This is a genomic window from Bifidobacterium sp. SO4, from assembly GCF_018555355.1.
Taxonomy (GTDB): Bacteria; Actinomycetota; Actinomycetes; order Actinomycetales; family Bifidobacteriaceae; genus Bifidobacterium; species Bifidobacterium miconisargentati.
This window is the reverse complement of sequence record NZ_JAFEJP010000009.1, coordinates 90227-113492: the sequence shown is the minus strand read 5'-3', so window position 1 is coordinate 113492 and position 23266 is coordinate 90227. Positions and strand designations below refer to the sequence as shown.

The window sequence follows — 23266 nt, the reverse complement described above, 5'->3', positions numbered from 1 at the left end:
AAGATAAGCATTCCATGAGACCTTCGGGTCTCTGTACCCCCCATGTAGAACACGTGGTCGATAGGCCGGACGTGGAAGCCCCGCGAGGGGTGGAGCTGACCGGTACTAACGGGGAAACGACAACACAACATCCCAATCCCAAACGGGTTGGGTCACGAATACTGCGCTACGGACATGCCAGGCAGCATTGAACGTCAGGCACGTCACAAAACAATCGACAGCAAGCCGATCGCGTCCCCTATCCGGTTCCCAAACCGCCACGGAACAATCCCCTCCGGGAGACGATGGTTCCCCGGGGTTGACAATTGAAGATTTGCGGCGGTCATGGCCCAGGTGAGACGCCCGGTCCCATTCCGAACCCGGAAGCTAAGGCCTGGCACGGCGATGGTACTGCACCCGACAGGGTGTGGGAGAGTAGCACACCGCCGCATTCACACGTTACAGGAGCCCCTTGGAGCACACGCCCCAAGGGGCTTTCGCTATATTTTCACCGATACCACCCACGAACTGGTTCCGGCGCACCCGCGCCGCCCGGGGAAGGCGGGAACCATCCTTCCCTTGCCATATCCACGCGCGGACACAAGAAACCCCGGCTAAATGGAAACACTTCCGGGGTCCATGCCCGCCATCAAACCGCGCATGGGGGCGCCCACCGGCGGCCACACAAACCCCTACCGGCTCTGCTTCTTTTGCCTTGCCAAACCGGGACCGGCATGGAACACCCCTCAATCCGACTGCGCCGCCAGACACCCCGGCATAGGGCTCCAAGAATAGGATTCACGCCAATCCCGGTTTAATAGACCCTTCCTTGCCTGGACAAACAACGCGGCCCAGCGTGCAGCATATATTGAGCTAGGCTCTGTTAAACCAAGACCGCCATGGCCCTTATTCTTGGCTCCTCTTGTCAGGGGAGTTGTCGGCGAAGCCGACTGAGGGGTAGTCAGACGTGGATTCATGTCAATCTTGGTTTAACAGAGCCTTGAGCTAAGCGCGCGCCCACACTCCTGCGCCACCCTCCGTTCACCTTGCGGTGGCACTATGAAGGCATGTCCGATAACAGGGTTCCCGGCAACGCGCGTCTTGCGCATGTGTTGTGGCTGCGACGTCGTCGTGGATGGATTACGGTGCTGTTCATCTCTTGGTGCGTTGGATGTTTGCTGGCCGGTCTCTGTGTCGATCCATTGAATGCTTTTATCCAAAGCACACTGCATGGCGATATACCTGCCGGACTCTACAAGGCATTGTTGTTCTTCATCTGGAGCGTTGTACCGGTGGCGTGCACGTCCGTGTACTTGTGGGTTCGTTTGCATGGGCGTCCTGACGGTTTGCTGGCCGTGCGCAGTGCATGGGAAGGTATACGTCTTGTGGCACAGCCTGATACCACCGATGCGGAGGGGAGACCCCTGGATCAGTACCATTGACCATATCCTGTTCCAGAGGGACACTGACCGTACGTTCGCCGTACTCACGGAAGTCGAAAAAGTGCCGCATCTCGCCGTCTTCACTGTGGAGGATGGCATGATTCGCCTTGATGCGGTGCATGATGTAACCGCCGAGCAACGCCGCGCATTCGACGATGGCAAGACCCGTCACCAGTTCCCGTGGCTGGAACCAGGTCTTGATTACGATTCCGACAGTCATACCCTACTGGTGCGATAGTCGCCGAGAACCTCTGGAACGGTGATTTGCGGTCTTTCCAGTACAGAAAGTGTGTGCTTCTGTACGGGAAAGGACGTCAGAACGGGTATTTGCGGTCGTTCCGGTATAGAAATCGCAGGCTTCTAGACTCAAAAGACCGCTGGGAGGGCGATTTGCGGTCGTTTGAGTACAGAAGGCGTTCGGTCCTGTACCCCAATGACCGCTGATGGACGATAGGGCACAGCGGAGAGATGCCGACGGCTACGCGGCGGAGGATATCGCTCGAATATGCTCAGGAACGCAGATTCCGTTTGATGCGATTTTGATGGGGCACTTCGGTGTAGATTTCATCTGTTTTCTCAATAACAGGAGCTGTTGTCTGATTTGCGACACGCGGTATAGGTAATAGCTTGCTATAAATATTCTCGATAACTAGACTGTGATTCTGCTAGCTGAGCAAAGGTGTTCGGCATAAAGGAAAACAATCAATGAGAATATTCACCAATGGAGGGGGATATATCATGACTGAGAAACTGACGGATGATCAGATTAAGGAGATGCAGCGCTTCTCATGGCGTATTCGCATGGAAGCCATCAAATGCATCGCCGAATTCGGCTTGGGCCATGTGGGCGGCTCGATGTCCGTGGCGGATGTGCTCTCCGTGCTCTATAGCAACGAGATGAAGTACGATCCCGCGAACCCGCAGTGGGAGGAGCGAGACCGACTGGTGCTCTCCAAGGGGCACTGCGCCCCCGCGCTGTACGCCACGCTGGCGCTCAAGGGCTTCTTCCCGATGGAATGGCTCAAGACCATGAACAAGAACGGCACCCACCTGCCCAGCCATGCGGATCGACTGCTGGTCCCCGGCATCGACATGTCCGCCGGTTCCCTCGGCCAGGGTGGATCGGTGGCGGCCGGCATGGCGCTTGCCTTCAAGCTCGACAAGAAGCCGAACAACGTATACCTCATCCTCGGCGACGGCGAATCGCAGGAGGGGCAGGTCTGGGAGATGGCGCTGTTCGCACCGCAGCATCACCTGGACAACCTCATCGCCTTCGTGGATTACAACAAGCTCCAGCTCGACGGCTTCTGTGACGACATCTGCGCCATGGGAGACATGGCCGCCAAGTTCGAGGACTTCGGCTGGTTCGTGCAGAACCTGGAGGACGGCAACGACGTGGTCGCCATCCACGAGGCCATCGAAACCGCCAAGACGCAGACCACCGGCAAGCCGAGCATGATCATCCTCAACACCGTCAAAGGCCTGGGATGGAGCGAGATTCAGGGCAAGACGAACAGCCACGCGCCCGCCGTCTCCCACGAACAGCTCGAAGAGGCGCTTACGGAGCTGCAGAGCCACTACGACGCGATCTGAACGGGTACGGATCATAACGAACCGTTCAGTGCCTGAAAGTAGATAAACCTACGCTCTTTTGCATCACAGTCACAGTTGACGTTGCGGACGGCTCCAATGACGAAGAGCCCGCATGACCGTATCCAATGCGAAAGAGCCAATACGCAGAAGGACATATCACAATGATCGTCAAGGAACTCAAACCCGAAACCCAGGAGATGCGCGCCGCGTTCTGCGACCGTCTCATCGAACTGGCCGAAACCCATCCCGAACTCATGGTGCTCGACGCCGATCTTATGGGTGCGATGGGCACCAAGCCCTTCCTGGCCAAGTACCCCGAGCGCACCGTGGACTGCGGCATCCAGGAAGCCAACATGGTCGGCGTGGCAGTGGGCCTCTCGCTGGCCGGCAAGATCCCGTTCGCGCACACCTTCGCCACGTTCATGTCCCGTCGTGCCACCGACCAGATCTTCATCTCCGGCGCGTACTCGAAGGCGAACGTCAAGCTCATCGGCTCCGACCCCGGCATCACCGCCAAGACCAACGGCGGCACCCACATGCCGTTCGAGGACATGGGCATCATGCGCGGCATCCCGCAGATGACCATCATCGAGCCCACCGACATCACCATGCTCAAGTGGGTCATGGGTTGGATGGCGGACAACTACGGCATGCAGTACATGCGTCTGGTCCGTAGGGAAAGCACCAAGATCTACGAGGACGGCACCGAATTCGAGATCGGCAAGGCTGTGACCGTGCGCGACGATGCCGACGCCGATGTGACCATCATCGCCTCCGGCCTGTGCGTGGCCAACTCCATGAAGGCCGCCGACATTCTCGCCGGCGAGGGCATCCGCGTGCGCATCCTCGACATGTTCACCTGGAAGCCGCTGGACGATGAGGCCGTGATCAAGGCCGCCAAGGAGACCGGCGCGATCGTGGTGGCCGAGAACCACAACATCACCACCGGTCTGGGGGCGGCGGTCAGCGAGACCGTGGTGCGCAACGCGCCGGTGCCGATGGAACTCATCGGCATCCACGACCGGTTCGGCCAGGTGGGATCGCTGGAGTACCTCGCGGAGCAGTACGGACTGACCGTGGAGGACACCGTGGCCGCGGCGAAGCGCGCGATCGCCCGCAAGGGCTGACGGCTCCTCAACCAAGGAGAGCCAAGCCTATGCAGCTCTGTGAAACCAAGATTGACGCGAATCCAGCCTGACTACCCCTCAGTCGGCTTTGCCGACGGCTTCCCGGACAAGGAAGAATGAGGACCATGTCGATTTTGGTTTAACAGAGCCGTCTGTACACGTAATTTTCCCCCTCCAACACGGGTGCTCCCCTCAGTCGGCTTTGCCGCCAGCTCCCCTCAGGGAGGGGAGCCGATTTCGGTCATACGGCATCGGGATCGGTTCCCTTCCATGGGAGGCTGCCGCGGACGGCTGAGGGGAATGCCCACTCAATCACAAGGAAACGGAAAGCAATGAAGCTTATCGAAGTTGGACCCACTCTGTACTCGAACGCCACGGTCAAGGAATTCGCCGAGGAATTCCACGTGGGCGAGGGCGACCTGATCTTCTCGGTCAAGGTCATCTATGACACCTACCTGAAGGACGTTGCCGCAGGCGCGCAGGTGCTGCTCGTCGACTCGTACGGCACCTCCGAACCCACCGATGACATGATCAACGCCATGATCAAGGACGCCGATCTGGACAACGCCAAGCGCGTGGTGGCCGTGGGCGGCGGCGCCGTGATGGACGTGGCCAAGGTGGTGGCCTGCTCCGGCGGCATGAGTGTGGACGAGATCTTCGACCACCTGCCCAACCTGAGCCGCAGCGTGGACCTCGTGCTCGTGCCCACCACTTGCGGCACCGGCTCCGAAGTCACCATGCTCGCCTCCATCAACCGCACCAAGCTCGGCACCAAGGTGGGCATGGGCTGTCCGGCCATGTACGGCGACTCCGCCGTGCTCATCCCCGAACTGCTGCACGGCCTGCCGAACTACGTGTTCGCCACCAGCTCCATCGACGCGCTGTGCCATTCGGTCGAGTCGATCCTCTCGCCCAACTCCACGCCCATCGTCAAGATGTTCGGCTACGAGGCCGTGCGTATGATCCTGTCCGGCTACCGCAAGGTGGCTGCAGGTGGGCTCGAGGCGCGCAACGCGCTCATGGGCGACTTCCTTCTGGCCTCCACGTATGCCGGCATCGCGTTCGGCACCGGCGGCTGCGCTGCCGTGCACGCTCTGAGCTACCAGCTCGGCGGCAACTACCATGTGGCGCACGGCGAATCGAACTATGCGATGTTCACCGGCGTGCTGCGCAAGTACATGGAGATCAAGTCGGACGGCGAGATCGCCACGCTCAACGCCTTCATCGCCGGCATCCTCGAATGCGATGTGGCCGACGTATACGACGAGCTGGAGACGCTCATCAACCAGCTGCTGCCCAAGAAGGCCCTGCATGAATACGGGGTCACGCGCGAGGAGCTGCCCGTGTGGGCCCGCCGCGTGATCGAGACCCAGACCCGTCTGATGCGCAACAACTTCGTGCCGTTGGATGAGGCCGCCGTGCTGGACATCTTCGAGAAGCTGTACTGAGAGACATACATATGGGCTCCCGTATGGGGTGCTGCCGAGTGATGCGAGTTCATTGAGGGATAGGCGTTATCTCGCCTGACTACCCCTCAGTCCCGCTTCGCGCGACAGCTCCCCTGACAAGGGGAGCCAGAAGTTTGCGGGGGAATATTACACATGCAAGTCATTACCTGGATTCTGGGCCTGGGCGCATCGGTGATGATGCCCATCATCTTCACCATCATCGGCACCTGCGTGGGCCTCGGCTTCGCCAAATCACTGAAGTCCGGCCTGACCGTCGGCGTGGCGTTCGTGGGCCTGAGCATCGTCACCACACTGCTGACGGACAATCTCGGCCCGGTCATCAACAAGATCGTGGAACTCTACGGACTGCACCTCAACGTGCTGGACATCGGCTGGCCGGCCGCCTCCCAGGTGGCCTACAGCTCGCAGGTCGGCGCACTGGTCATCCCGTTCGGTCTGGCGCTCAACGTGGTGATGCTGCTGACCAAGACCACCAAGACCATCGCCATGGACCTGTTCAACTACTGGCACTATGCCTTCATCGGCGCGCTGGTGTACCTGGTGACCAACAGCTTCGGCTGGTCCCTGTTCATCGTGGCCGTGAACTTCATCATCATCAACTGCATCGGCGACATCGAATCCAAGCGCGTGCTGGCATACTACGGCCATGACAAGGTCAACGGCATCGCCTTCCCGGTGCCGGTGTGCGCCCCGTACGCGCCGATCGCGCACGTACTCAACTGGCTGATGGAGAAGTGCCCCGGCATCAACAAGATCGACTGGGACGCCAAGAAGCTGCAGGAGAAGCTTGGCTTCATCGGCGAACCGCTGTTCCTGGGCACCGTGATCGGAGCCGTGCTCGGCATCCTCGCCCAGTACGACGTGACCGCCATCCTCAAGCTCGCCGTGAACATCGGTGCCGTGATGCTGCTTATCCCACGCATCTCCGGCCTGTTCGGAGAAGGCCTGCTGCCGATCACCGAAGCCGTCAAGAAGCTGCTGGCCAAGAAGTTCAAGGGCAAGGTTGACTTCCTCATCGGCCTGAGCCCGTCCATCGTGGTGGGCGACCCGACCATCATGGTGTGCTCGGTGCTTGTGGTGCCGTTCATCCTGTTCCTGTCCGTGGTGCTGCCGGGCAACCAGTTCCTGCCCATCGCATCCTTGGCGGGCGCGATGTACATCTTCCCGCTCGTGGTGCCGATCACCAAGGGCAACGTGTTCCGCACGTTCATCATCGGCATGGTGGCGCTCGTGATCGGCGACTACTCCGCGACCGCGCTCGCCTCCGTGTTCACCAAGGCCGCCGTGGCCTCCGGCGTGACGCTGCCCGACGGCACCAACGCCGTGGCCAGCTTCGACTACGCGGGCAACCCGCTGGCGTGGATCCTGTACAATCTGGGCGCGCTCAAGTGGATTGGAGCCGCGGTATGCGTGGTGGTCTGCGCGGCGCTCATGTGGTACAACCGCAAGAAGATCGTGGCCGAGACTGCGATGCGCGAGCAGGCGCTCGCCGACGCGGCTGTGGCATGAGGTTCGTATAGATAGTTTCGGCTTCCCTCTTTGAGAGGGGAGCCGATTTTTTTTATGCGTTGTATCAGCCGGCCATGCGGCCGAGGGCGATGGCGGTGGTGAGCACGTAGGCCTCGCGCGGGTCGGTGGCGTCCCAGCCAGTGGATTCGGCGGCGCGCTTCAGGCGATACCGGATGGTGTTGGGGTGCACGTTGAGCTCCTTGGCGCACGTCTCCAGCGAGCCGCCGAACCGTAGGAACGTGGAGACGGTGAGCAGCGTGGGATCGTCCGGTCCGGCCGCGGTGAGGCTGCCGTACACCACGCGGATGAGTTCGTCGCGGGCGTCCTCGTCGCCGATGAGCGCGCGTTCGGGCAGGGCGTCGTCGGTACGCAGCGGACGCGGGATCTGTTGGACAGTGGCGGCCAAGGCCGGTGCCGCTTTCAGGCAGTACAACGCGGCCTGCATCGTGCGCATCGCGCCTTCGCTGCCGGTGCGCTGCGGGCCCAGCGCGAGCGGCCGCGTGGCGTCGAACGCGGGGGAGACAGTGTTGCAGATGACTTCAGGCGTCGCCGCGCCGACCGGACGGATCAGGGCGACGACCGCGGTGTTGCGCTTGTCCGCGCGGCTGTAGGGGCGATTGGCGACGGTCGAAGCACCGCGAGCGGAGCCGGATGGGCCGGCTGATGCGGATGATTCCGTTCCGCCGGATACGGGGTTGCCGGTGCTGTTGCCGGCGGCGGAGGGCGCGACGGTGCCGGTCGAGCCCGCAATGCCGGGGCCCAGACCGTTCATCGCATACTCGGCGGTCAGGCATGCACCGCCGAAATCGCTCACGATCTTTTCGACGTCCTTGCGGGTCTTCGCGGCTGAACGGGCCGGATAGCCGGCGATGGCGTAGCAGTCGAAACCGTCCTCGAAACCGAGGATGGCGAACAGCGAATCCACGCGGTCGTCGGCAAGATGATGGAACAGACACTCGAACAGTACGGTGCGGACGCGGTCCAACGCGGTGGCGTCGGACGAATCGGCGGCTTCGGAGGCAAGCAGTTCGAGAAAGTCTGAAGGCATACCCTTCAGTCTAGCCTCGCCGTTCCGGTTCCGGGAATCGTGAACGGCGAATGGAAGGCGTATCACTCGGCCGCCGGAGCCGTGCTTTTCGCCAGCTCCGCGCGGGAATCGCGCCAATAGGTGAGGACCACGAAACCGAACACGAAGGCGACCGGCAGCATATGACGTTCGAAATTATTGGCCGGCGCGGTGATCATCACGCCCATGAGCAGCAGCAGCGGAATATGGGTCATCAGCGTGAGCCAGCGGCGGCGTATCACCTCGGCCGCGCCGATGAGCAACGTCAGCACCACGTAGAAGTTGCCGTGGATGAGCCAGCCGAGCACCGGAATCCTGCCCCACTTCTTCGTGAACTTGACCACCTTCTCGCGCCAGTCGTGATGGTAGGACTTGATCCACGTGGAGTTCTTCTGCACATAGTCGCTGGTCACGTAATAGTCCATTGACACGTAGGGGAGATCGGTCACGTTGAAGTAGCCGAAGCATTTGGCCAGCAGCGCGTCCAATGCGATGACCGGATTGTCCTTGACGATCGCGAGCCACGCCTTGTTGAAACCGGTCATGTCCTCCGGGGTGACGGTGCGCCACTTGTAACTGACCTTCTTGGCCTGGATGCCGGAGGACTTCACCGGGTCGGCGTCCTGCTGGAAGTAGGCATCCGCCATCTGGTCCAGGTTGAACACGGGGGAGAGGTTCTTCTTGGCCTCCTCCGAGATGCCGTCCGGGTTGCGCTGGGCCACGCGCGCGATCATCTGCAACTGCACGCCGTGACTTTCGATTGGGTCGCCGCCGATGATCGCGCCCGAGGCGATGGCGAAGGAGATGCCGCCGTGGATGAGGATGGTGGGGATGAGCAGGGCCGCGACGTACGTGGCCCAGCGTCGGCGATCCGCGATGAGTGCCAGCACGATCTGCACGGCGATGATGTACCAGGCGTATTTGGCGGAGATGAGCATCACCGACGTGGACGCGATGAACGCGAGCAGGCTGTGGCGCGGCAGGCGCAGCGGGGCGGTGAGGGCCGGGGAATCGGCTGGAGCGGGCGTCACGGAGGCCGCGGGAGCCGTGGAATCCATGTGATCGGCGTCGGCGTCGGCGGGGGCATCTCTCTGATGCTTGCGCTTGGTGCCGGCCGGTCGCCAGGTCTGGATGAGCTCGTACCAGACGCCGAACCACCAGACGAACGCGAAGGCGAACAGCGGCGACTTGGTGATGGAGATCGTGGCGAACACCGCCAGTGGGCAGGCCAGGAAGAACAGGAGAATCAGAAATCGTGCCCGGCCTCCGGCAAGCCTTGAGGTGATGGTCGTGCCGGACATCACAGTGGTGCCATCGGAGGCGTTGACGGCACCGGCGTCGGCGACGGCCGGGCTCCCGGAATCGTGCGTGCCGGGATTCGGGGTCGCAGCGTCGTCAATGGATTTGCCAATCCACGGCCTATTGAGGAACCGGTGGGCGGTGGCCGCGCAGCAGAACACGGCGAACAGCATCTGGATGGCGGCGAGGGCCACGATGCCGGCGTCGTTCGAACCGGTCAGCGAGCGGGAGAACATCGCGACCGCGCCGTAGACCACGGTGAGCACCACATTGTGCTGGTCGGTCAGGTAGGTGGGGTTGTCCGGCCACATGTAGTGCGCGGTGGGGTAGATGTCCATCGGCACGAATGAGAAGAAGCCGATATACGGCTGCTTCAGCCCGGTCCACTGGTTCCATGCCCAGCTGAACTCGCGGATCTGCGAGCGGATGTCCGCGCCGAACGCCGCCAGCAGGGTGGTGGGTGCCCATAGCCAGCCGAGGAAGAGAATCAACGCGATCTTCCAGAACCGGTCCGTGCCGCGGATAAGCCAACGGTTCAGGAATGCAAAGCCCGTGGCGATGGCCGTGGTGATTTGCCGTGGGGCGATATGGAAGCGGGAGTGGGAACCGGCGGAACGGTGGCGGTTGGGTGATTCGGGAGCGTCCGTTACGGGAGTTGCGTCGGATGCCGGACCGGAGTCGATTAGTGCGGGTGCGTCGGCTGTGGTGACGGTATTTGCGTCAGTGAGGCCTGTCGATTCGGTGTCGTTTGAATCGACGCCGGGCACTACCGCCGTTGTCGTTTCGTGATGCTGATGCGCACGATGGCGGGGAGTGAAGTACCGGTCAACGAACCGATGCCAACGTTCGCCGAGGGTGGCGGGCAGTACCCGGCTGGTGTCGGCGAAACGGGCCAGCAGCAGGATGATGCCGAGATAGATGACGAATGAGCCCGCGAAGAGGGCAGTGTTCGTCCAGTTCCAGTTGGCGATGGTGCCGTTCTCGAAGTCCCAGTACAGCGGACCGACCGCGGTGCACAGGGCCAGCCACAGGCAGGCCAGCACCGCCAGCGTCCACCGAGCGGCCGATCCCACACGGCGCCACGCGGGGTGCGCGTGCGTGCGGGAGTCGGGGCGATGCGGGGCGGCGGCAGGCTTCGGGATGGCTGGTGACGTCATGTCAGTCAATGGTAGCCGCATACGCGAACTGCGATACCCCTCGAAAACGGTTGCCGATGCGGGACAATCCGGCGATTGGAACTTTTTAGGCGCATTATCCCGCGGCTTGTCAGACGCCAGGGGCAGACGATATCGCGATAATGGCGGAATTCCGGGGATTTGCTGTTGCTTGGGTGTGGGCCGAAGCGTACGGCAATCGTTTGCCGCGCATATGGGGGCACGCGGGCGCGGGATGATGCGCGAAAAATCGCGATATATGCGCATTGTCCCGCACGGAACCTGTTTTGGATACCGAGTGGGAAGGTGGGCGGACCCAAGAGGAGAGAAGCAAAGAGGGAAAGTTCCCCGAATCAGTCGTGGGCGTTGATGAAGGTGGGGCGCTCCACCGGGCCCATGCCGCCGTAGCGCTTGAAGCCCCATAGGAAGACCAGTGACTTGGCGTAGGCACCCCAGGCGACGCCGAAGATCAGCACCAGCACGCGGATGAACGGAATGAAGTACGCCACCGCGAGCAGCAACACGTCGATGGCGAGCAGCGCGAGCGTGCAGGGGAAGGCACGCCAGGGGAACATCGCCGCCAGCTTCCACTGGGTGCCGAGCGGGTTCTCGAAACGGGCCTGCATAGGGAAGAGATACTCCGCCGTGAGCGTCACGATCACCGCCGCGATAATAAGGACGACAAGCGGAACGTATGAGACATTGGTATCCCACGCGCTCCAGAAGGCGAGACCGAAGATGATGGCCGCCGCCAGCACCATGACGATGAGGCCGGAGATCAGCCCGTGCTTGAACTCGCGCTTGAACCGGCGCAGGTATTCATGGACGAGCCTGATGTCATCGTGCTCATCGTAGGCGAACATCGTGCTGTACAACGCCGCGCGGGCCGGGCCGATGGTGACGACGGGGACCAGCGTGACCAGATAGACCAGGTTCAGCGCGGTGAAACGGACCAGGGTGTCCATGAACCGCCAGAACGGCGCATTGGTGTTGAACTTCATCGTTCCTCCTACCTTCGATGATGCTCCGTAACGCCGTGCCCATCGAGGGCGCGACACGCTTATTTATAAGTATATAAATAAAAATTTGATTGGTCGAATTCCGCGAGTTTCCAACGTTTTTATGGTGTCTTTGACGCGCATGGAGGGGGCGTGCGGCCTAAGTCGAGTTGACAGAAATAATCTTATTTATAAACTTATAAACAAGAGACAAGAAGACAACGGGATGCGAAACGGGTCGCACCCACAGTGGTCTTCGCTGCATTGCTTCAAAGGAGACAAGATGCAGAACGTTGCAACCACGGACGGCGAAGTCGGGCTTGCCGCGGACGGCACCGTGACCGCCGATGCCAAGCCGGCACGCAACCGTCGTGATCGTCGCGCCGCCAACAAGGCGAAGAAGATGCTTCCCGGCACCGACTACAACAAGCGCCACGGCCTCAAGCTGTTCCTGCTCGTCGCGCCGCTGCTGGTCATGGTCGTGCTCTTCAGCTACCTGCCGCTGTTCGGCTGGATCTACGCCTTCTACGACTACCAGCCGCCGATCCCGCTGTCCGAAAGCGAGTTCGTGGGCCTGCAGTGGTTCCAGCTGCTGGTGCAGAACCCGGCACAGCTCGCCAAGATCGGCCAGGTGCTCATGAACACCTTCGCCATGTCCGGCCTGAACATCCTGACCTCGTTCTTCCCGGTGATCTTCGCCATCGCCCTGAACGAGATCCGCGCCAAGTGGTTCAAGAACCTCATCCAGACGCTCACCACGCTGCCGAACTTCATCTCCTGGGTGCTGGTCTACTCCATCGCCTTCGCGATGTTCTCCTCCTCCGGCATGATCAACGAGCTGCTGCAGAACCTGCATCTGATCACCGAGCCCATCAAGTTCCTCGACTCCGGCGACCACATCTGGCTCAAGATGCTGCTGTGGAACCTGTGGAAGGGTCTCGGCTGGGGCTCCATCATGTACCTCGCGGGCATCGCGGGCATCGACCAGGAGCTGTACGAGGCCGCCCAGGTGGACGGCGCGAACCGCTTCCAGCAGATCATCCACGTGACCATCCCGCAGCTGCTGCCCACGTACTTCGTGTTGCTCATGCTCTCCATCTCCAACTTCCTGAACAACGGCATGGACCAGTACTACGTCTTCCAGAACAACTTCAACCAGAAGTGGATCGAAGTGCTCGACCTGTACGTGTACAACGTCGGCCTCGGCAACTCCAGCCTGTCCCTGGGTACCGCGATCTCCATCCTGAAGTCGCTGGTCTCCGTGGCGCTGCTGTTCATCGTCAACTGGCTGTCCAAGCGCACCCGCGGCGAGGGCATCGTCTGATCGGCCCAAGCAGAAGTCAAAGCGAGATTTGTAAGGAATAATCATGGCAAAGCAGAAGTCAAGCGTCTCGCCGGCGATGCGTCGCACCACGGGTGAGAAGGTCTACAACGTATTCAACATCGTGGTGCTGTCCCTGTTCGCACTGATCTGCACCTACCCGTTCTACTACCTGATCATCAACTCGCTGTCCGACAACAACCTGTCGGCCGCGGGCGAGGTGACCTGGTGGTTCAAGGGCTTCCACCTGCAGAACTACAAGGACGTGCTGGCACTGTCCGGCCTCGGCCGCGCGGCGTGGATCTCCCTGGCCCGTACCGTGATCGGCACCGCCCTCACCGTGCTCGCCAGCGCCTACCTGGGCTTCATGTTCACGCAGAAGAAGATGTGGGCCCGCTCGTTCTGGTACCGCTTCGTGGTCATCACGATGTACTTCAACGCCGGCCTGATTCCGATGTTCATCACGATGAAGAACCTCGGCCTGACCAACAACTTCTGGGTGTACATCCTGCCCGCCGTGGTCCAGCCGTTCAACATCATCCTGGTCAAGACCTACATCGAGTCCATCCCGAGCTCGCTGCAGGAGGCCGCCGAGATGGACGGCGCCGGAACCCTGACGATCTTCGGCAAGATCGTGCTGCCGATGTGCACGCCGATCCTGGCCACGGTCGCTATCTTCTCCGCCGTCGGACAGTGGAACTCCTTCCAGGACACGCTGATCTACATGACCGACGACAAGCTCTACTCCCTGCAATACCTGCTGTACACCTACATCAACCAGGCGAGCGCACTGGCCAACGCGGCCAAGGCGAACGCGGCGAACGTGGCGGCCCTGGCCTCCGCGGCCACCCCGACCTCGATCCGCATGACGGTCTCCGTGATCGTGGTGCTCCCGATCATGTTCGTCTACCCGTTCTTCCAGCGCTTCTTCGTCAAGGGCATGATGCTCGGCGCCGTCAAAGGCTGATATCCAATCCGGGCCGGTTTCGGCCCATCTACCAATCGTCATAGGAAACAAAAGGACAAAAAGAAACAAGGAGGTTTCCGTCATGGAAATCAAGAAGAAGCTCACCTCGGTGCTGGCCCTCGGCCTGGCCGCGGCGATGACGTTCTCGCTGGCCGCCTGCGGCAGCGACACCGCCGGCGATGAGAAGGATGACGGTTCGCTGGTCACCATCGACGTGTTCGATTCCCTGGCCAACCAGCAGGGCGAGCAGAAGGGCTGGTTCGCCAAGATGGTGCAGGACAAGTTCAACCTGAAGCTCAACATCATCGCCCCGAACGTCTCCGGTGGTGACACCGTCTTCGATACCCGCGCCGCCTCTGGCTCCCTGGGCGACCTCATCATCACCGGCACCGGCAACGGCCGTCTGCAGAAGCTCGTCAAGGCCAACCTGGTCACCGACATGACGCCGTACTACAGCAAGATGACCAACGTCAAGAAGTACCAGAACGCCGTCGACTCCGTCACCAAGCAGGCCGGCAAGGACGGCGTGTGGGGCATCCCGCAGGGCGTCTCCTCCTCCGATCCGTCCAGCCCGAGCGAGGGTATGGAGCCCACCTCCGCCCCGTACATCCGCTGGGAGTACTACAAGGAGCTCGGCTACCCGGAGATCAAGGATCTCGACGCCTTCCTCGACGTGCTCAAGGACATGCAGGACCTGGCCCGCAAGGAGACCGGCCAGGATGACATCTACGCCTTCTCCCTGTTCAAGGATTGGGACGGCGATGTGATGAACAACGCCTCCGCCATCGTCAACTGGCTCGGCTACCAGGCCCAGGGCTCCGTGTTCGTGAGCGCCGACGGCAAGGACGTGCAGCCGGCCACCAAGGAGGGCGGCGTCTACGAGCAGGCCCTCGAGTTCCTCAACAAGGCCGAACAGATGGGCCTCGTGGATCCCGAATCCACCACCCAGGACTGGGACACCATGCAGAACAAGGTGACCAACGGCAAGACCCTCGTCTCCATCTTCAGCTGGCTGGGCAAGCCGCGTATGAACTCCGACGAGAACAAGGCCAAGGGCGTGGGCTTCATGCTCGCCCCGCTGCAGACCATGAAGGTCTACTCCACCGGCTTCACCCCGGACGGTGACGGCTCCACCATCATCGCCATCGGCTCCAAGTCCAAGTACAAGGAACGCATCGCCAAGTTCATCGATTGGCTGTACTCCTCCGAGGGCGTGTACGCCGCAGCCTCCAACGCCGGCGGCGCCGCCTGCCCGGAGAGCCTCGGCTGCTGGACCAAGGGCGACGACGGCAAGCCGCAGCTCACCGACTTCGGCAAGCAGGCCATGAACGGCGACCACGCGAACCTCAAGATCTCCGACAAGCTCGGCGGCGGCACCTACGACAGCGGCTTCTCCCTGCTGAACTTCAAGGCCGTGCAGCAGAACGACATCGACTCCGAGACCGGCGCCGCCTTCAACCCGCAGCTGTGGGAGTCCGAGGCCGACACCTCCGCCCTGTTCAAGGATTGGTCCGAGCACATGGGCGGTGCCACCAGCGACATCGACTACCTGCAGAAGAACAACCTGCTCGCCGTCGCCCCGGGTGCCTCCTACACCACCCCGCAGGAGGAGTCCACGGTCTCCGCCACCCGCAGCTCCATCAAGACCGAGGTCGTCAACGCCTCCTGGAACGCCCTGGTGGCCAAGTCCGACTCCGAGTTCGCCAAGGTGCTCAAGGACGCCCGTCAGCAGGTCAAGGATCTGGGTTACGACAGCGTGCTCAAGGTCGACGAGCAGAACGCCAAGGACTGGGTCAAGGCCCGTCAGGAAGTCGTCAAGCAGTACCAGGCCGACTCCAAGTGATGATCTGACTCGGCTCCTCTGGGGGATGCGGAAACCGGCTACGGACTATGCCGCAACTCCCCTCAGTCACACTTCGTGTGACAGCTCCCCTCGGGGAGGGGAGCCGAGTCTGATACTGCCAAAGACAACTTAGGCCCTTTCTGATTGCGCGGTGGCCCCGCTCCTCCCCGGGCCGCCGCGCAATTTTCATATCCGCATCTCCCGAACCCCGCGATTTCCTCCGATTCCCCCTTCCCAAGCGACTCCTCTCTCTGGCTCCCCTTGCCGAGGGGAGCTGTCACGCCGAGCGTGACTGAGGGGAGCCCCGAACCAGGCGCACCGTATCAAAGCGACTCATCATGCTGATCTTCCCGAAACACTCCCGCATCGTCTTCATGGGCGACTCCATCACCGACGCCGGCCGCGACCGCACCGCCTACCCCGGCGGCTGGGGCTACGGCACCGGCTACGTGAACGCCCTGCACAACCTGCTCACCGCCGTCTACCCGGACCGCGCGCTGTGCACCATCAACTCCGGGGTCAGCGGCGACGACATCGTGGCGCTCGCCGAACGCTGGCAGAAGGACGTCATCGACCTGAAGCCCGACTACGTGTCCGTGATGGTCGGCGTCAACGACGCCTGGCGCTACTTCGACGGGCCGCTGTGGCAGGCCCGCCTCAACACCGTGGAGGACTTCGAGCGGATCTACGACGACCTGCTGAACCGCACCAAGGAGGCCCTGCCGGACCTCAAGGGCATCATCGTGATGCGCCCGTTCATGTTCGAGCCGAACCCGGCCGACCAGATGCGCGCCAAGATCGAGGAGTTCGCCGCCGCATCGAAGCGCGTGGCCGAACGCCACGACGCCATTTTCGTGGACACGCAGGCCGCCGTGGACCACTGGCTCACCCAACTGCACGGCTGCCTGGCCAGCCAGGACCGCGTACACCCGTACGAGCGCGGCGCGATGATCATCGCCCGCTCGTGGTGCCAGGCCGTGGGCTTCGACTGGAACAGGAGCACGTTCGATGATTGATCTCGAAACCATTGACCGCGTGATCGCGGAAGGCCCGTACGAGCCCACCTGGGAGTCCCTGTCCAAGGTGCAGGTACCGGGCTGGTTCCCGGACGCCAAATTCGGCATCTTCACTCACTGGGGCCTGTACACCGTGCCCGAATTCCGCAACGAATGGTATTCGCGCAACATGTACATCGAGGGCTACCCGGAGTTCGACCACCACCGCGAGACCTTCGGCCCGCAGAGCGAGTTCGGATACAAGGACTTCATCCCGCGCTTCACCGCCGAACGCTTCGACGCGAACGAATGGCTCGACCTGTTCGCCCGCGCCGGCGCGCGCTACTACTTCCCGGTCTCCGAACACCACGACGGCTACCAGATGTATGCGAGCGAGATCTCGCACTGGAACACCGTGGAAACCGGCCCCCACCGCGACATCATCGGCGAACTGCGCGAGGCCACATTGAAGCACGGTCTGCACTTCGCCACCAGCAACCACCGCGCCGAACACTGGTGGTTCATGGGCCACGGCCGCGACTTCGACTCCGACGTGCGCGGCGCCGAAGCGGACGTCAAGGGCGGCTTCTACTGGCCCGCCAACCCCGAGCCGGACAACCAGGACCTGTTCTCCGTGCCCAAGCCGAACGAGGAATTCCTCGACGACTGGCTGCTGCGCGTGTGCGAGCTCATCGACAACTACCGCCCGGAGATGCTGTACTTCGACTGGTGGATCCAGCACAACGCCTTCAAGCCGTACATCAAGCGCCTCGCCGCGTTCTACTACAACCGCGGCGCCGAATGGGGAGTGCCGGTCATCATCTGCTACAAGGACGACGGCATGGCCTGGGGTGCCGGCCTGTTCGACGTGGAGCGCGGCGGCCTGTCCACCGCCACCCCGTACGTGTGGCAGACGGACACCGCCATCGCCCGCAACTCGTGGTGCTACACGAACTCGCTCGACTACAAGAACCTCGCCGAACTCATCGTGACCCTCGTGGACACCGTGAGCAAGAACGGCAACCTGCTGCTCAACGTGGGGCCGCGCGCCGACGGCTCGATCGCCCCGCACGACCGCGACCTGCTCGAATCCATCGGCGGCTGGATGGACGCCAACGGCGAGGGCATCTACGGCACCCGCCCGTGGAGGATCGCCGAGGAAGGCCCCACGCACGCCACCGAAGGCTCGTTCGCCGACCAGAACGCGCTCGAATACACGGCCGCCGACTGGCGCTTCACCGCCAAGGACGGCAGCGTGTACGCCTTCTGCCTCAATCCGGCCGGAGCCGCCACGCTCACCAGCGCCACGTTCGCCGCCTACCATGACGGCATCCGCGCGCCGTTCCACGGCATCATCACGGGCGTCGAACAGCTGGGCGCCGGGCCGGTGGCCTGGGAGCGCACCGCCGACGGGCTCGTCATCACCCCGGCCGAGCGGCCCGGAACCGAAGCGACCATGCCGATCGGATTCAGGATCGCCATCGCGTAAGTCATGAACGGGCGCGCGCCGCAGCGTGCCGTGACACCGAAGAAGGGAACACACCATGACCACCATCACCGAAGCCAACAAGACCAAGGCGCGCGCCCTGCTCGCCGAGCTCACGCTGGACGAGAAGATCGACATGATCCACGCCGCCGGCCTCTTCCGCACCGAAGGCGTGCCGCGTCTGGGCATCCCGCCGTTCAAGATGGACGACGGCCCGATGGGCCCGCGCGAGGAGCTGCACAACGACAACTGGGCGCCGCTGTACAACACCCGCGACCGCGTGACCTACCTGCCCTCCGGTTCAGCCGTGGCCTCCACCTGGAACCGCGAGCTGGCTCATGAGGCCGGCCAGGTGCTCGGCGCCGAAGCCCGCGGCCGCGGCAAGGACGTGATCCTGGGCCCGTCCATCAACATCAAGCGCAGCCCGCTGTGCGGCCGCAACTTCGAATACATGAGCGAGGACCCGTACCTGACCGGCGAGCAGGGCGTCGCGTTCATCCAGGGCGTTCAGGAATCCGATGTGGCCGCCTGCGCCAAGCACTACGCGGCCAACAGCCAGGAGACCGACCGTCTCGAAGTGGACGAGACCATCAGCGAACGCGCCCTGCGTGAGATCTACCTGCCCGCGTTCGAGGACGCGGTCAAGCGCGGCGGCGTGCTCTCCCTGATGGGTGCGTACAACCTGGTCAACGGCGAGCAGTGCTGCGAATCCGGCCGTCTGCTGGACGACATCCTGCGCGACGAATGGGGTTTCCGCGGCTTCGTGGTCTCCGACTGGAGCGCCGTCAAGCGCACCGTGGCCAGCGCCCGCGTGGGCCTGGACGTGGAGATGTCCGTGACACCGAACTTCGACGAGTACTACTTCGCCAACCCGCTGCGCAAGGCCGTGGCCGCGGGCGAGGTGAGCGAGACGGACATCGACGTCAAGGTGGAGCGTGTGCTCGCGGTGATGGACGCACTGCACATGCTGCCTGATACCGATGCTGATGCCGGCTCCGCTGGCGATCGTCCCGCTCGCAAGGCCGGTTCGTACGCCACGCTCGCGCATGCGCAGGCCGCCCTCGACGTGGCCCGCGAATCCATCGTGCTGCTCAAGAACGACGCCGACGAATCCGGCCGCACGCTGCTGCCGTTGGACGAGCGCTCCCTGCGCCGCGTGCTCGTGGTGGGCGCCAACGCCGACCGCATCCACTCCAACGGCGGCGGCAGCGCCGTCATCAAGGCGCTGCACGAGGTCACGCCGATCCTGGGCCTCAACGGACAGCTCGGCGGCAACGTGGAGATCGAATACGCGCTCGGTTACGATGCCAAGCAGGTGGTACAGGACGACTCCTGGCAGGAGGAGAGCCTGGAGAACTCGGTGGGCTCCGCCTCCGATGACGCCGAGCACGCCGCACACCTGCGCGAGGAGGCCGTGACGCTGGCCCGCGAGTACGCGGCGGCCGGCGATCCGGTGATCTTCGTGGGCGGACTCGACCACGAGCACGACCTCGAGGGCCGCGACCGCGAGACCATCGCCCTGCCGTATGGACAGGACGAGCTGATCTCGACGCTGCTGGACGTCGCCCCGGACACGATCCTGGTGTTCGTCGCCGGCTCGCCGGTGGCCATGCCGTGGGCCGACCGCGCCCGCGCCATCGTCTGGAACTGGTACAACGGCACCGAATCCGGTACTGCGCTCGCCGAGACCCTGCTCGGTCGCGTCAACCCGAGCGGCCACCTGCCCGAGACGTTCCCGATCGCCCTGGAGGATTCCCCGGCCCATTCGATCGGCACGTTCGGCCCCGGCCTGCACGTGCGCTACGACGAGGACATCTACGTGGGCTACCGCTACTTCTCTACCCGCGGAGTGCCGGTGCGCTTCCCGTTCGGCCATGGCCTGAGCTACACCACCTTCGCCTACGCCGACCTTGACGTGCGCCGCGTGGACGGCGACGTGCGCATCGCGTTCACCGTGACGAACACGGGGGAGCGGACCGGCAAGGCCGTGCCGCAGGTCTACTTCGGCCTCGAAGGCACCGGCGAGGACCGTCCGGCCAAGGAGCTGCGCGGCTTCGCCAAGGTAGCGCTGGAGCCGGGCGAGAGCCGTCAGGTGGAGCTGGTGCTGCCCGCCGCCAAGGCCCTGCGCTACTGGTCCAACGAGACGGGGGAGTACGCCCTCGCGCCGGCCGCCCGCGTGTACGTGGGCGAGTCCGTGGCCGACATCCGTCTGACCGATGTGCTGGGCGTGTGCGACGCCGCCGAAGTCGCCGAATCGGTGACGGACGTGGCCATCACCGCCTGATTGTCCGACTGCTGACTGTTGCGTAGGCCTGCCGTGGAATCGCGAAACCGGTTCCACGCAGGCCTTTTTCGTTCTCCGTGCGCCGGCGGTGGGGAAGTGGCGAGGAAACCGGCGTTATGTATGCGGCCGAACGAAGGTGGCGCATACATAGTGAGGCTTTTGCCCTGTGAACCGGCGCTATGTATGCGGACGCATGGTTGGAGCGCATACATAGTGAGGCTTTGTCCTCTGGACTGGCTTTATACGCGCGGGTGGATGGTGTGAAACCACATGCATAACGCCGGTCGGCCCGGCGTTTGGCCGCGTCCGACGGTGGGGTCAGCGGTTGGTTCCGCCTGTCGTCGCGCGATGCCGCATGCGCGGTTGCCGCTGCCGTATCCGGCCGAAAAACGCCGCCGCTGGCGTGTCGGAACTTGTTATTTATAAACTTATAAATAAGATTGTTCTCAACAAACGTACTCGCAATGAAGGAGACGCGACAATGAAGTTCCTCAATGGTGGCTGGCTCGTCAAGGACGGCTTCGACGTCAAGTACGCTGCCAACGTGTACACCGCGAACATCGAGCCGAAGAAGCTCACCCTGTTCTGCCCGTTCGGCGTGCCGATCCACCACCCCGGCCAGACGCTCGACGGCGGCATCCTGACCATCGAAGTGACCTCCCCGCGCGAGGACATCATCACCACGCGCCTCATCAACTTCAGGAAGGACCGCAGCAACTGCCCGCAGTTCGCGCTCAACGAGTCCGACCCGGCCGTCGCCATCGCCGAGGATGACGAGAAGTGGACCTTCACCTCCGGCAAGCTGACCCTGGAAATCTCCAAGGGCGAGACCATCGACTTCACCTACAAGTACGACGGCAAGACCATCGCGCACTCCGGCTGGCGCGCCAAGGGCCTCGTCACCGATCCGGAAGGCCGCCTGCACGTCTCCGAGCAGCTCGACCTCGGCGTGGGCGAGAAGATCTACGGCCTGGGCGAGCGCTTCACCAACTTCGTCAAGAACGGCCAGACCGTCGACATCTGGAACGAGGACGGCGGCACTGGCACCGAGCAGGCGTACAAGAACATCCCGTTCTACCTGTCCAACAAGGGCTACGGCCTGTTCGTGGACAACCCCGGCAAGGTGAGCTTCGAGGTCGGCTCCGAGAAGGTCTCCCGCGTGCAGTTCTCCGTGCCCGGCGAGGAGATGAGCTACTCGGTCATCGGCGGCAAGGACCTCAAGGGCATCCTCAACACCTACACCGACCTGACCGGCAAGCCGCCGCTGGTGCCGGACTGGAGCTACGGCCTGTGGCTGTCCACCTCCTTCACCACCGACTACGACGAGAAGACCGTCATGGAGTTCGTGGACGGCATGGCCGAGCGCAACATCCCGCTGTCCGTCTTCCACTTCGACTGCCGCTGGATGAAGGAACTCGAGTGGTGCAACTTCGAGTGGGACGAAACCAAGTTTCCCGATCCGGAAGGCCTGCTCGCCAAGCTGCATGAGCGCGGCCTCAAGGTGTGCGTGTGGATCAACAGCTACATCGGCCAGAAGTCCCCGCTGTTCGAGGAAGGCGCCAAGAAGGGCTACTTCATCAAGAACACCGACGGCTCCGTCTGGCAGTGGGACAAGTGGCAGGCCGGCATGGCCATCGTCGACTTCACCAACCCCGAGGCCACCAAGTGGTACCAGGACAAGCTCAAGCACCTCGTGGCCCAGGGCGTCGACTGCTTCAAGACCGACTTCGGCGAGCGCATCCCCACCGAGGGCGTGCAGTACTACGACGGCTCCGACCCCGAGCTCATGCACAACTACTACACGTACCTGTACAACAAGGCCGTGTACGACGTGCTCGTGGAGACCAAGGGCGCCGATGAGGCGATCCTGTTCGCCCGCTCCGCCACCGTGGGCGGCCAGCAGTTCCCGGTCCACTGGGGCGGCGACTGCTCCTCCAACTACCCGTCCATGGCCGAGTCCCTGCGTGCCGGCCTGAGCTTCGGCATGTCCGGCTTCGGCTACTGGAGCCACGACATCGCCGGCTTCGAGGACAAGCCCACCCCGGACCTGTTCAAGCGCTGGACCCAGTTCGGTCTGCTCTCCTCCCACTCCCGCTACCACGGCTCCACCGAGTACAAGGTGCCGTGGCTGTACGGCGACGAGGCCGTGGAGGTCTCCCGCGAGTTCACCGAGCTCAAGCTGCGCCTGAAGCCGTACCTGGAGGCGATGGCCAAGGAGACCCACGAGACCGGCGTGCCGATGATGCGCGCGATGGTGCTCGAGTTCCCGACCGACCCGGCCTGCGAGGACATCGACACCCAGTACATGCTGGGCGACGACCTGCTCGTGGCCCCGGTGTTCTCCGAGGACGGCACCGCCCGCTTCTACGTGCCGGACGCCGGCGGCGACCACGCCGGTGAGTCTTGGGCCAACCTGCTGACCGGCAAGACCTACGAGCCGGGCAAGTGGTACACCGAGCAGTACGACTACCACACCCTGCCCGTGCTGGTCCGTCCGGGCTCCGACCCGCTCAACGCCTGAGATCCCACGCGGGTATCGCGTATATGACATGGCTCCCCTCCCTGAGGGGAGCTGTCGCGGAGCGACTGAGGGGAGTTTCCGGATCATGCCGGGCTCCCCTCAGTCACCTACGGTGACGGCTCCCCAGCGAAGGGCGCCAAGAAAACCTATCCTTGGCTCCCCTCGTCAGGGGAGCTGGCTCGAGCGGTGAGACCGAGGAGCAGTTCCAAACAA

15 protein-coding genes and 2 rRNA genes are annotated in these 23266 nt (G+C 62.9%); 14 read left to right on the top strand and 3 right to left on the bottom strand.

Annotated features, from left to right (window positions below):
• From JS536_RS07465 to JS536_RS07435, 7 genes are all read left to right on the top strand, one after another.
• A 23S ribosomal RNA gene (locus JS536_RS07465) occupies window positions 1–129 on the top strand; the annotation flags it as partial.
• A gap of 185 nt (window positions 130–314) precedes the next feature.
• Window positions 315–431, top strand: a 5S ribosomal RNA gene (rrf, locus tag JS536_RS07460).
• Window positions 432–1362: 931 nt separating this feature from the next.
• Window positions 1363–1659 (top strand): hypothetical protein, encoded by a 297-nt coding sequence (locus JS536_RS07455; protein WP_214356419.1) that lies wholly within the window; start codon window positions 1363–1365, stop codon window positions 1657–1659.
• A 500-nt stretch (window positions 1660–2159) separates the two neighbouring features.
• Window positions 2160–3014: a transketolase gene (locus JS536_RS07450; protein WP_214356418.1), complete on the top strand. Its 855-nt coding sequence runs from the start codon at window positions 2160–2162 to the stop codon at window positions 3012–3014.
• Between the two features lie 161 nt (window positions 3015–3175).
• Entirely contained in the window at window positions 3176–4141 is a 966-nt protein-coding gene (locus JS536_RS07445; RefSeq protein ID WP_214356417.1) for a transketolase C-terminal domain-containing protein, read from the top strand.
• Between the two features lie 332 nt (window positions 4142–4473).
• Window positions 4474–5589 (top strand): 4-hydroxybutyrate dehydrogenase, encoded by a 1116-nt coding sequence (locus JS536_RS07440; RefSeq protein ID WP_214356416.1) that lies wholly within the window; start codon window positions 4474–4476, stop codon window positions 5587–5589.
• 153 nt (window positions 5590–5742) lie between these two features.
• Window positions 5743–7119, top strand: a complete 1377-nt coding sequence (locus JS536_RS07435) for a PTS transporter subunit IIC (protein WP_214356415.1) — start codon at window positions 5743–5745, stop codon at window positions 7117–7119.
• A 64-nt stretch (window positions 7120–7183) separates the two neighbouring features.
• Here JS536_RS07435 and JS536_RS11845 read toward each other — a convergent pair whose 3' ends face one another.
• The 3 genes from JS536_RS11845 to JS536_RS07405 form a co-directional block, all read right to left on the bottom strand.
• On the bottom strand, window positions 7184–8167 hold the full coding sequence (locus JS536_RS11845; protein WP_240544309.1) for a helix-turn-helix domain-containing protein: 984 nt from the start codon (window positions 8165–8167) through the stop codon (window positions 7184–7186).
• 62 nt (window positions 8168–8229) lie between these two features.
• Complete coding sequence (locus JS536_RS11695; RefSeq protein ID WP_221339835.1) at window positions 8230–10641, bottom strand: DUF6020 family protein; 2412 nt, start codon at window positions 10639–10641, stop codon at window positions 8230–8232.
• Window positions 10642–10991: 350 nt separating this feature from the next.
• Window positions 10992–11639: a DUF624 domain-containing protein gene (locus tag JS536_RS07405; RefSeq protein ID WP_214356414.1), complete on the bottom strand. Its 648-nt coding sequence runs from the start codon at window positions 11637–11639 to the stop codon at window positions 10992–10994.
• A 280-nt stretch (window positions 11640–11919) separates the two neighbouring features.
• On the opposite strand from JS536_RS07405, the gene JS536_RS07400 reads away from it, so the two are divergent.
• From JS536_RS07400 to yicI, 7 genes are all read left to right on the top strand, one after another.
• On the top strand, window positions 11920–12960 hold the full coding sequence (locus tag JS536_RS07400; RefSeq protein ID WP_109057663.1) for an ABC transporter permease subunit: 1041 nt from the start codon (window positions 11920–11922) through the stop codon (window positions 12958–12960).
• 43 nt (window positions 12961–13003) lie between these two features.
• Window positions 13004–13924, top strand: a complete 921-nt coding sequence (locus JS536_RS07395) for a carbohydrate ABC transporter permease (protein WP_214304053.1) — start codon at window positions 13004–13006, stop codon at window positions 13922–13924.
• Window positions 13925–14006: 82 nt separating this feature from the next.
• Window positions 14007–15767, top strand: a complete 1761-nt coding sequence (locus JS536_RS07390; RefSeq protein WP_214356413.1) for an extracellular solute-binding protein — start codon at window positions 14007–14009, stop codon at window positions 15765–15767.
• A 338-nt stretch (window positions 15768–16105) separates the two neighbouring features.
• Window positions 16106–16783: an SGNH/GDSL hydrolase family protein gene (locus JS536_RS07385; RefSeq protein ID WP_214356412.1), complete on the top strand. Its 678-nt coding sequence runs from the start codon at window positions 16106–16108 to the stop codon at window positions 16781–16783.
• The gene (locus JS536_RS07380; protein ID WP_214356411.1) at window positions 16776–18251 is read left to right on the top strand and encodes an alpha-L-fucosidase; all 1476 of its coding nucleotides are present in this window, start codon (window positions 16776–16778) and stop codon (window positions 18249–18251) included. The genes JS536_RS07385 and JS536_RS07380 overlap by 8 nt, the downstream gene beginning before the upstream one ends.
• A gap of 55 nt (window positions 18252–18306) precedes the next feature.
• The gene (locus JS536_RS07375; RefSeq protein ID WP_214356410.1) at window positions 18307–20532 is read left to right on the top strand and encodes a glycoside hydrolase family 3 C-terminal domain-containing protein; all 2226 of its coding nucleotides are present in this window, start codon (window positions 18307–18309) and stop codon (window positions 20530–20532) included.
• 481 nt (window positions 20533–21013) lie between these two features.
• Window positions 21014–23053: an alpha-xylosidase gene (gene yicI / locus JS536_RS07370; protein ID WP_214356409.1), complete on the top strand. Its 2040-nt coding sequence runs from the start codon at window positions 21014–21016 to the stop codon at window positions 23051–23053.
• The last annotated feature ends 213 nt before the right edge of the window (window positions 23054–23266 follow it).